Annotated in this window: 11 protein-coding genes and 1 tRNA gene; 11 read left to right on the top strand and 1 reads right to left on the bottom strand. The window is 65.5% G+C overall.

All coding sequences use genetic code 11. The annotated features are described in order from the left end of the window. The first annotated feature begins 97 nt into the window (after positions 1-97). The 4 genes from ribH (at position 98) to JOY90_RS36405 (ending at position 4,433) form a co-directional block, all read left to right on the top strand. Entirely contained in the window at positions 98-589 is a 492-nt protein-coding gene (gene ribH, locus JOY90_RS36420) for a 6,7-dimethyl-8-ribityllumazine synthase (RefSeq protein ID WP_291695919.1), read from the top strand. 4 nt (positions 590-593) lie between these two features. Further along, positions 594-1,106, top strand: coding sequence for a transcription antitermination factor NusB (gene nusB, locus JOY90_RS36415; RefSeq protein WP_291695918.1), 513 nt, complete (start codon positions 594-596; stop codon positions 1,104-1,106). Then, positions 1,099-2,097: a thiamine-phosphate kinase gene (gene thiL / locus JOY90_RS36410; RefSeq protein WP_291695917.1), complete on the top strand. Its 999-nt coding sequence runs from the start codon at positions 1,099-1,101 to the stop codon at positions 2,095-2,097. The genes nusB and thiL overlap by 8 nt, the downstream gene beginning before the upstream one ends. A 209-nt stretch (positions 2,098-2,306) precedes the next feature. Next, positions 2,307-4,433 (top strand): sodium-translocating pyrophosphatase, encoded by a 2,127-nt coding sequence (locus JOY90_RS36405; protein ID WP_291695916.1) that lies wholly within the window; start codon positions 2,307-2,309, stop codon positions 4,431-4,433. Positions 4,434-4,494: 61 nt separating this feature from the next. Here JOY90_RS36405 and JOY90_RS36400 read toward each other — a convergent pair whose 3' ends face one another. Next, entirely contained in the window at positions 4,495-4,974 is a 480-nt protein-coding gene (locus JOY90_RS36400; protein WP_291695915.1) for an outer membrane protein assembly factor BamE, read from the bottom strand. A gap of 123 nt (positions 4,975-5,097) precedes the next feature. Between JOY90_RS36400 and JOY90_RS36395 the strand changes: the two genes are divergently transcribed. The 7 genes from JOY90_RS36395 to JOY90_RS36365 all read left to right on the top strand — a co-directional run bounded on the left by JOY90_RS36395 (position 5,098) and on the right by JOY90_RS36365 (position 9,767). After that, entirely contained in the window at positions 5,098-5,649 is a 552-nt protein-coding gene (locus JOY90_RS36395; RefSeq protein WP_291695914.1) for a ubiquinol-cytochrome C chaperone family protein, read from the top strand. Then, entirely contained in the window at positions 5,646-6,227 is a 582-nt protein-coding gene (locus JOY90_RS36390) for a DUF177 domain-containing protein (RefSeq protein WP_291695913.1), read from the top strand. The genes JOY90_RS36395 and JOY90_RS36390 overlap by 4 nt, the downstream gene beginning before the upstream one ends. 239 nt (positions 6,228-6,466) lie before the next feature. Next, on the top strand, positions 6,467-7,528 hold the full coding sequence (plsX, locus tag JOY90_RS36385; RefSeq protein WP_291695912.1) for a phosphate acyltransferase PlsX: 1,062 nt from the start codon (positions 6,467-6,469) through the stop codon (positions 7,526-7,528). Further along, positions 7,525-8,499, top strand: coding sequence for a beta-ketoacyl-ACP synthase III (locus JOY90_RS36380; protein WP_291695911.1), 975 nt, complete (start codon positions 7,525-7,527; stop codon positions 8,497-8,499). Before plsX ends, JOY90_RS36380 begins: the two co-directional genes overlap by 4 nt. A gap of 138 nt (positions 8,500-8,637) precedes the next feature. After that, positions 8,638-8,970 (top strand): integration host factor subunit alpha, encoded by a 333-nt coding sequence (locus JOY90_RS36375; protein ID WP_291695920.1) that lies wholly within the window; start codon positions 8,638-8,640, stop codon positions 8,968-8,970. 21 nt (positions 8,971-8,991) lie between these two features. Next, on the top strand, positions 8,992-9,600 hold the full coding sequence (locus tag JOY90_RS36370; protein ID WP_291695910.1) for a MerR family transcriptional regulator: 609 nt from the start codon (positions 8,992-8,994) through the stop codon (positions 9,598-9,600). A gap of 89 nt (positions 9,601-9,689) precedes the next feature. Next, positions 9,690-9,767: transfer RNA gene (locus JOY90_RS36365), tRNA-Pro, on the top strand. Positions 9,768-9,927: the final 160 nt, after the last annotated feature.

Below are 9,927 nucleotides of genomic sequence, written 5' to 3'. Positions count from 1 at the left end.
CTGAAGGCTGACAGAATCTGAAGGAAGCATGGCACTTGGCTTTGGGCGCGCCTGCGCCTAAAACCCGCGCCAACAGATCGAATAGACGGAAAATACGATGGCAGACCCACGGCGCGCGCCGCTGAAGGACCAGACCGACATCACCGGCGCCCGTGCGCTGATCGTCGAGGCCCGGTTCTATGACGATATCCAGGACGCCATGCTGGAAGCCGCCATTGCCGAGCTGAAGGCCGCCGGCGTCAGCCACGACGTGATCACCGTTCCCGGCGCCCTGGAAATTCCGGCGGCGATCGCGATGGCGGTCGAGGCGGGCGAGACGAACGGCAAGCCCTATGATGCGGCGATCGCGCTCGGCTGCGTCATCAAGGGCGAAACCATCCATTTCGAGATCGTCTCGATGGAATCCTCCCGCGGGCTGATGGATCTTGCGGTGACGAAGCGGTTTCCGCTCGGCAACGGCATCCTGACCGTCAATGACGAGGCGCAGGCATGGGCGCGGGCGCGGGCGTCCGAGTTGAACAAGGGCGGCGACGCCGCGCGCGCGGCGCTTGCCATGCTGCGGATCAAGCGCCGACTGGCGCGGGCCTGATCCCATGGCGGATGACAGAAAACAGCCGGCGCGGGGGGCGGACAGGAGGAGCGTCGACCGCAAGGCGAACCGGCGCGGCGCCGCGCGGCTCGCCGCCGTGCAGGCGCTGTACCAGATGGACATCGCCGGGGCCGGCATCAACGACATCTTCGCCGAGTTCGAGAGCCATTGGCTCGGCGGCGAGGTCGAGGGCGAGAAATATCTGCCCGCCGAGGCCGCGTTCTTCCGCGACATCGTCTCCGGCGTGGTGCGCGACCAGGCGCGGCTCGATCCGATGATCGACGAGGCATTGTCGAAGGGCTGGCCTTTGAAGCGGATCGACGCCATTCTCCGCGCGGTTTTGCGGGCCGGGTCCTACGAGCTGGAGCATCGCAAGGACGTGCCGGGCCGCGTCGTCGTCTCCGAATATGTCGATGTCGCCCACGCCTTCGTCGAGCGGGAGGAGACCGGCATGGTCAACGCAGTGCTGGACCAGATCGCCCGGCAATTCCGCGCCGAGGAGTTCGCCCGTGGCTAGTGAATGGCCCGCCTCCGGCGAGGACTCGCTGATCGCGCGCCATTTCAAGCCGCTGGCGACCGACCCGGGCGCGTTCGCCCTCGACGATGACGCAGCAGTCCTCAAGGCGGAAGGCCACGACATCGTGGTGACGACCGACGCCATCGTCGAGGGCGTGCATTTCCTGCCCGACGATCCGCCGGACACGGTGGCACGCAAGGCGCTGCGCGTGAACCTGTCCGATCTCGCCGCCAAGGGCGCGGTGCCGGCGGGCTTCGTGCTCACGCTCGCCCTGCGAGCCGTCGACGAAAGCTGGCTCCAGGCATTCGCGCGCGGGCTTGGCCAGGATGCCAAGCTCTATGGCTGTCCGCTGCTCGGCGGCGACACGGTTTCGACACCCGGACCGCTGATGGTGTCGGTCACGGCCTTCGGCCGCGTCGCCGAGGGACGCATGGTCCATCGCCGCGGCGCCAGCCCCGGCGACCGCATCTTCGTCACCGGCATGATCGGCGATGCCGCGCTCGGCCTCGACATCCTCAAGGGCGGACCCGTCGCAGCAGCGCTTGCCGGCGACGCTGCGGCCGGCAGCATGCTGGTCGCCCGCTATCGCGTACCGGAGCCACGCAATGCGCTGGCGTCGGCCGTGTGCGACTTTGCCAGCGCCGCCATGGACGTGTCCGACGGGCTTGCCGGCGATCTGACCAAGCTGTGTATGGCGTCGGGCGTCTCGGCCGAGGTCGTTGCGGCGCGCCTCCCCAAATCCGCAGCGGCGACCCATCTTCTCGCGCGCGGCGCGGCCAGCGTCGAAGCGTTGATATCGGGCGGCGACGATTACGAGATCCTGTGTACGGTCCCCGAGGATCGTTGCGCTGCCTTCGTTGTGGCGGCCGAAAAGACGGGGGTGGCCGTCAGCGTGATCGGGACCATCGTCGCAGGCCCCGGTACGGCCAGGTTCCTGGATGCGCAGGGCAGGGAGATCGCGCTTGAGCGGCGGTCCTACAGCCATTTCTAGATTCCCGCCAAATCGGGGCCGCGCGGCGGGAAATACCTGCAAAAAAGCGGCGCCTTGGCGCTTCCGCGGCGTTGCGCCGGGGGTGCGATTTTGGCATGGTCCCGGCCGATTTGGGGCCGCCCTTTTGGGCAGGGTGCGCCGTCCTTTTGTGCGCCAGCCGCGCTCGCGGCAACGGCGTGGGGCCACGTCAGAAATCTGAGGCAAGTTCAATGACAGCACTATGGGTGATCGTGCTCTGCGGAGCGCTTTCCATTCTCTACGCCATCTGGGCGACATCGTCGGTCATGAAGGCCGATGCCGGCAGCCCGCGGATGCAGGAAATCGCCGGCGCCGTGCGCGAGGGCGCGCAGGCCTATCTGCGCCGCCAATACACGACCATCGGTATCGTCGGTGTCGTGATCTTTGTGCTCTTGGCCTATCTCCTCGGGATGCTGGTCGCGGTCGGCTTTGCGATCGGTGCGGTGCTGTCGGGCGCAGCCGGCTTCATCGGCATGAACGTCTCGGTGCGGGCCAATGTGCGCACGGCGCAGGCCGCGACCACCTCGCTGGCCGGCGGCCTGGAACTCGCCTTCAAGTCCGGCGCCATCACCGGCCTCCTGGTGGCCGGCCTCGCGCTGCTCGGCGTCACCATCTACTTCGCCGTCCTCACCCAGTTCATGGGACTGGCGCCCGACAGCCGCACCGTCGTCGATGCGATGGTGGCGCTCGGCTTCGGCGCCTCGCTGATCTCGATCTTCGCCCGTCTCGGCGGTGGCATCTTCACCAAGGGCGCCGACGTCGGCGGCGATCTCGTCGGCAAGGTCGAGGCCGGCATTCCCGAGGACGATCCGCGCAATCCGGCGACCATCGCCGACAACGTTGGCGACAATGTCGGCGACTGCGCTGGCATGGCGGCCGACCTGTTCGAGACCTACGCGGTGACCGCGGTCGCCACCATGGTGCTGGCGGCGATCTTCTTCGCCAAGACGCCGATCCTCACCAACATGATGACCCTGCCGCTCGCGATCGGCGGCATCTGCATCATCACCTCGATCATCGGCACCTTCTTCGTCAAGCTCGGCGCCAACCAGTCGATCATGGGCGCGCTGTACAAGGGGCTGATCGCGACCGGCGTGCTGTCGCTCGTGGGCGTCGCCGGCGCGATCTACTGGCTGATCGGCTTCGACAAGCTCGACGGCGTCGAATACACGGGCCTGTCGCTGTTCGCCTGCGGCGTCGTCGGCCTCGTCGTCACCGGGCTGATCATCTGGATCACGGAATACTATACCGGCACCGACTTCCGCCCGGTGAAGTCGATCGCGGCGGCCTCGGTCACCGGTCACGGCACCAACGTGATCCAGGGCCTCGCGATCTCGATGGAGGCGACCGCGCTGCCGGCGCTCGTCATCATCGCCGGCATCCTCGTGACCTACAGCCTCGCAGGCCTGTTCGGCATCGCGATCGCCACCACCACCATGCTGTCGCTCGCCGGCATGATCGTCGCGCTCGACGCCTTCGGCCCGGTGACCGACAATGCCGGCGGCATCGCCGAGATGGCCGGCTTGCCGAAGGAGGTGCGCAAGTCCACCGACGCGCTGGACGCGGTCGGCAACACCACCAAGGCGGTCACCAAGGGCTACGCGATCGGCTCGGCCGGTCTCGGCGCGCTGGTGCTGTTCGCGGCCTATAATCAGGACTTGAAGTTCTTCATCGCGGATTCCGCCCACCATAGCTACTTCCAGGGCATCAACCCGGACTTCTCGCTGAACAACCCCTACGTCGTGGTCGGCCTGCTGTTCGGCGGTCTGCTGCCGTATCTGTTCGGCGCGATGGGCATGACCGCGGTCGGCCGCGCGGCCGGCGCGATCGTCGAGGAGGTGCGCCGGCAGTTCCGCGAGAAGCCCGGCATCATGCAGGGCACCGACAAGCCGGACTACGGCAAGGCCGTCGACCTCCTGACCAAGGCGGCGATCAAGGAGATGATCATCCCGTCGCTGCTGCCGGTGCTGTCGCCGATCGTGGTCTACTTCGTGATCTACGCGATCGCGGGCGGCGGGCCGGCCGGCAAGTCGGCGGCGTTCTCGGCGGTCGGCGCCATGCTGCTCGGCGTCATCGTCACCGGCCTGTTCGTCGCGATCTCGATGACCTCGGGCGGCGGTGCCTGGGACAACGCCAAGAAATACATCGAGGACGGCCATTACGGTGGCAAGGGCTCGGATGCGCACAAGTCGGCGGTCACGGGCGACACCGTCGGCGATCCCTACAAGGATACGGCCGGGCCCGCGGTGAACCCGATGATCAAGATCACCAACATCGTCGCGCTCTTGCTGCTCGCGATCCTCGCGCACGGCGCGTGAGCCAAAGGAAACCCCGCGGCTTGCGCCGCGGGGTTTCTCGACTATATCGCCCGGCGAGCCGTCAGTTGAAGCTGATCAGCTTGAACAGTGGCGTCAGATAGGACAGTTCCTGGCCGGAGGTCGGCGTGGTGCGGCTGATGAAGTCGAAGATCTTGCCGTCCTTCAGCCCGTAATTGGCGAGCCGCCGCACCTGGCGGTTCTTGTCGAAATAGATCGCGATCACCCGCTGGTCGACGACCTTCTGATTCATGAAGGCGACCATGCGCTCGGCACGCTGGGAGATGTAATAGAACACGTCGCCGTCGAGGGTCGCGACCGTGGAGGGCGTGCCCATCACGATCAGAACCTGGTCCTGGCTCGCGCCGATCGGGATCTGCTCCAGCGCGCCAGTGGGCAGGATGTAGCCCTTCTGGAACTGCTCGCCGGTGCAGGCCGCAAGCGACGCGCAGACGAGTGCCGCCGCTGCTGCCAGACGTGCGCTCCGCCATCGGCCCAACAGGCCGTGCGACGCGTATTCGCGGGTCTTGCTCGCTACCCTCATTGCAGAACTTGTCCCGTGCTCTTAGAAACCGGCCACGACGCCACAGCCGACCAGACGACGTCGGCGCGAAACGTAGGAAATGCGCGCCCCTGGGATGCCGGGGGCACGCCTGTGGAACCCAAAATGCTCTGGCCGTTCAACCACTTCAGGAAACCCCGGCTAGCCGCGCGCGGCACCATTGAAGCCATCTATGGCACGATCGTGACGCAGGCGCGAGAACCGTTGTTTTATCGGGACTTGGGCGTCCCGGATACAGTAAATGGCCGTTTCGACCTGCTGCTCCTGCACCTGTGGATGGCGCTCCACCGCCTGCGGTCGGTCGCAGATGCTGGCGAGCTTGTCCAGGCGCTGTTCGACCGATTCTGCGAGGATATGGACGCCAATCTGCGCGAAATGGGAGTCGGCGATCTCGCGGTTCCCAAGCGCATGCAGGCCTTTGGCGAGGCGTTCTATGGCCGCGCGGCGGCCTACGATCAGGCAGTTGCCGCCGGCGGAGAGGGACTGGCGCCGGCGATCGGAAAGAACATTCTGGACGGCAGAGATCCCGACAATGCGCGGCGGCTGGCCGCCTATGCGCAAACGGCCATGGCAGGACTGGCAGCCCAGGATGATGCCGCACTGCTCGGTGGGTCCTTGAGGTTCCCCGCGCCGCAGCTTCAAGGCCTCGAAACATGAGCAAATCAGTGCCTGCGCGCGATCCCTGGCGTGCGTTCGTCCCCGTGGCGCAGATTCCTGACACCGGGCTGCATTGCGAGATCGAGGCGGACCAAGCCACGCGCGAAGCCATGGCCGCGATCGGCGGGCTGCGCGACATTTCGTCGGCGCGAGCTTCCTTCGACCTGACGCCGCAAAGCGGCGGGCGGGTGCATGTCGAAGGCCGTGTCCTGGCCCGGATCGGCCAGACCTGCGTCGTCACCCTCGACCCGGTCGAGAGCGAGATCGACGAGGCCGTCGACGTCGTGTTCGCGCCTGCTGAGCAAATGGCACAGTTCGCCGCTTCCGCCGATGATGTCGCCGAAGGGGAAAGCAGCGCGGAGGAGCCGCCGGAGCCGTTCGAGAGCGGCATCATCGATCTTGGCCGACTTGCGACCGACGTGCTGTATCTTGCGATCGACCCCTATCCCCGCAAACCGGGCGTGGTCTTCGAGGCGCAGGTGGCGGCGCCCGACCCGGAGGATCACCCGTTTGCTGCTTTGAAAGCATTGCAGCCCGGTGCGGCGATGCCCAAGGCCAGCAAGGCCAAAGGCGAATGAGCGGTCTTTCCGGCCGGGGGCAAATCCGTCGAATTTGGCCATAAGGCACTGGATCAGATGAATTTCTTGGAATTTTCCGACGCATGCGGCGGCATTGACCGGTTGCAGGGCCTTTGGGGTCAGGAGGTTGTCTCAGGGCTGGGACACGCTATTGTCCCGGCCCGGCCGGGGTGCTGCACGGCGCTTGGCCGATCGCGGCCATGAGTCGCGACTGCACGAATCAGGCTTCCGGGACGTTCATGCCTCAAAAGGTTCGAATTGCGCTTGACGCCATGGGCGGCGACGTCGGCGCGCCCATGGTCATTCCCGGCGCCGCCATGTCGCTGTCACGCCATCCCGACAGCGAGTTCCTGCTGTTCGGTGACCGCGCACGGATCGAGACGGAGCTTGCGAGGCATCCCACGTTGAGGGCTGTGTCGCATGTCATTCACACCGATGTCGCCGTCAGCAATGGTGAGAAGCCGAGCCAGGCGCTGCGGCGCGGCCGGAAATCTTCTTCGATGTGGCTTGCGATCGAAGCGGTCAAGAAAGGCGAGGCCGACGTTGCGGTCTCTGCCGGCAATACAGGCGCGCTGGTGGCCATGGCCCGTTTCTGCCTGCGCATGCTGCCGGGAATCGATCGGCCGGCGCTCGCCGCGGTCTGGCCGACCATGCGCGGCGGTTCCGTCGTGCTCGACCTCGGCGCCACCATCGGCGGCGACGCCCAGCACCTCGTCGCGCTGGCGGTGATGGGCAGCGCGATGGCCAGCGTGCTGCTCGACATTCCCCAGCCGCGGGTGGGCCTGCTCAATATCGGGGTCGAGGAAGTGAAGGGCCACGAGGAGATCCGCGAGGCCGGAGAATTGCTGCGCGCAATGAACCTGCCGCAGCTCGATTATATCGGCTTCGTCGAGGGGGACGGCATCGGACGCGGCGTCGCCGACGTGGTGGTGACGGAAGGTTTCAGTGGCAACATCGCGTTGAAGGCGAGCGAGGGCGCAGCCCGCCAGCTCATGGAGTTCCTGCGCAGTGCGATTGAGCCGAGTTGGCTGGCGCGGATCGGCTATCTGCTGGCGCGCGGCGCCTTCCGCGCCCTGCGTGACAAGCTCGACCCCCGCAAGTCCAATGGCAGCGTGCTGTTGGGACTGAACGGCGTCGTGGTCAAGAGCCATGGTGGAACCGACGCCGAGGGCTTTGCCTCCGCCGTCGATGTTGGCTATGAGATGGCCCGCTACGATCTCCTGACCAAGATCAATCAGATGCTCAATCGCGAGGGCGGCGGTCTCGTCCCCGATCCGCCCACGCCGGAGGCTGTCTCGTGACGAAACGTTCGGTGGTGCGGGGCTGCGGCTCCTACCTGCCACGGCAGGTGTTGACCAATGCCGAGCTGGCGACCCGTATCGACACATCCGACGAGTGGATCGTGCAGCGCACCGGCATCCGGCAGCGTCATATCGCCGCTGATGGTGAGTTCACCTCGCATCTCGCGCTCAACGCGGCGCACGCGGCGCTGGCCGACGCCGGGATGGATGCGCAACAGATCGATCTCATCGTGCTCGCGACCTCGACGCCCGACAACACATTCCCGGCGACTGCGGTCGCGGTCCAGCACGGCCTCGGCATCAGCCATGGCGCTGCGTTCGACCTGCAGGCGGTCTGCTCGGGCTTCATCTTCGCGCTCGCCACCGCCGACAATTTCCTGCGGACGGGCGGCTACAAGCGCGCGCTGGTGATCGGCGCCGAGACGTTTTCGCGCATCCTCGACTGGAACGACCGCGGCACCTGCGTGCTGTTCGGCGACGGCGCCGGCGCGGTGGTGCTTGAGGCGCAGGAGCAGCCGGGGAAGTCCTTCGACCGCGGCGTCCTGACCACGCATCTGCGTTCCGACGGCCGGCACAAGAGCAAACTCTATGTCGACGGCGGCCCATCCTCGACGCAGACGGTCGGGCATCTGCGGATGGAAGGGCGGGAGGTCTTCAAGCATGCGGTCGGCATGATCACCGACGTGATCGAGGACGCCTTCGCGGCCACGGGCCTCGGCGCCGACGACATCGACTGGTTCGTTCCGCACCAGGCCAACAAGCGAATCATTGATGCATCCGCCCATAAGTTGCATATTGCGCCCCGGAAGGTGGTGCTGACCGTCGACCTGCATGGCAATACCTCGGCAGCCTCGATTCCGCTGGCGCTTTCGGTTGCCGTCAAGGATGGGCGCATCAAGAAGGGTGATCTGGTGTTGCTGGAAGCCATGGGCGGCGGCTTTACCTGGGGCTCCGCACTGGTCCGCTGGTAGCACCCGGCCAGATTGCCGTTCGGCCGTGCACAGTTTTTTAGATGTGATTGACTTCACAGTGCTGTTGACCAAAGCAGGGTAAGCTCTTAATTTCAGATGCAAATTGCAAAATTGTTCGCCGTGAGTTTGGGGCAGGCGATGGCCGGGACCGGAAAAACAGTCACACGCGTGGACCTGTGCGAGGCCGTATATCAGAAGGTTGGACTATCTCGCACGGAGTCTTCTGCATTCGTCGAATTGGTGTTGAAGGAGATCACGGACTGCCTGGAGAAGGGCGAGACGGTGAAACTCTCCTCGTTTGGTTCGTTCATGGTGCGCAAGAAGGGTCAGCGCATCGGTCGCAATCCGAAGACCGGCACCGAGGTGCCGATCTCGCCGCGCCGCGTGATGGTCTTCAAGCCGTCGGCCATCCTGAAGCAGCGAATCAACGGCCACGCGGTGACCAATGGCGGCGAAGAGCCGGCCCAGTAGTTTGTGAAGGGAAGCAAGCATTTGGACAAGGCGCCGGATGCGTTTCGAACCATCAGCGAGGTCGCAAGCGATCTCGACATCCCCCAGCATGTGCTGAGGTTCTGGGAGACACGCTTCTCCCAGATCAAGCCGATGAAGCGCAGCGGCGGCCGGCGCTACTACCGGCCCGACGACGTCGACCTGCTCAAGGGCATCCGCCGGCTGCTCTATGGCGAGGGCTACACCATCCGCGGGGTGCAGCGGATCCTCAAAGAGCACGGTATCAAGTCGGTGCAGAGTCTGGCGGACAATTCGGCCGCAGTTTCCTTCGGTGCGATCGAGGAGGCACTCGGCCAGAGCCTGCTCGAGGACAACAACGACACCGGCGTCACCCTCAACGGCGATGACGAGGAAGAGGAGGAGGATAATGAGGGCGCCTCCTCCGAGGACGGCATCGACTTCCGTTTCGTCGACGCGGAAGACGATATCCTGGAAACCTTCCGCCACGGCACGACCCACGGTGCAACCCATGCCGCGACCCACGGCCGCAGCGCCGAGCAGCGCACGCTCGACCGCGAGCGCTTGGAAGGCGCGCTGAAGGACCTGATCGACTGCCGCCAGATGCTGGAAAGGGCGATGAAGGACGGCTGACGGCCCGCGGCCGGAACAGGAAGGGCGCCGCTCCGCTGGTCGTTTCTACGCCTTGCACGGAAACGGGATCACAGCTAAGGGAACGGCATCGGAGCGTGGCGCAGCCCGGTTAGCGCACTAGTCTGGGGGACTAGGGGTCGTGGGTTCAAATCCCGCCGCTCCGACCATTTTTCCTAGTCTTTTCAAGTCTATAGATTAGCACCCGATTTGCATCGGAGCGCCGTTCTACCATTGTGGCCCGGGACTGTCACAATCCTTTCGCGAATATGCCGCTAGATTGCCATCGCACCTGATCATCGCCCGGATGCGGAATGTCCGACAAACATC

Source organism: Bradyrhizobium sp., assembly GCF_019242285.1.
GTDB lineage: Bacteria > Pseudomonadota > Alphaproteobacteria > Rhizobiales > Xanthobacteraceae > Bradyrhizobium.
This window is presented reverse-complemented; position numbering and strand designations above follow the sequence as displayed.

Coding starts and splice junctions, on each gene's coding strand:
- ribH (WP_291695919.1), top strand. CDS start 98: ATGGCAGACCCACGGCGCGCGCCGCTGAAGGACCAGACCGACATCACC.
- nusB (WP_291695918.1), top strand. CDS start 594: ATGGCGGATGACAGAAAACAGCCGGCGCGGGGGGCGGACAGGAGGAGC.
- JOY90_RS36405 (WP_291695916.1), top strand. CDS start 2,307: ATGACAGCACTATGGGTGATCGTGCTCTGCGGAGCGCTTTCCATTCTC.
- JOY90_RS36400 (WP_291695915.1), bottom strand. CDS start 4,974: ATGAGGGTAGCGAGCAAGACCCGCGAATACGCGTCGCACGGCCTGTTG.
- JOY90_RS36395 (WP_291695914.1), top strand. CDS start 5,098: ATGCTCTGGCCGTTCAACCACTTCAGGAAACCCCGGCTAGCCGCGCGC.
- JOY90_RS36390 (WP_291695913.1), top strand. CDS start 5,646: ATGAGCAAATCAGTGCCTGCGCGCGATCCCTGGCGTGCGTTCGTCCCC.
- plsX (WP_291695912.1), top strand. CDS start 6,467: ATGCCTCAAAAGGTTCGAATTGCGCTTGACGCCATGGGCGGCGACGTC.
- JOY90_RS36375 (WP_291695920.1), top strand. CDS start 8,638: ATGGCCGGGACCGGAAAAACAGTCACACGCGTGGACCTGTGCGAGGCC.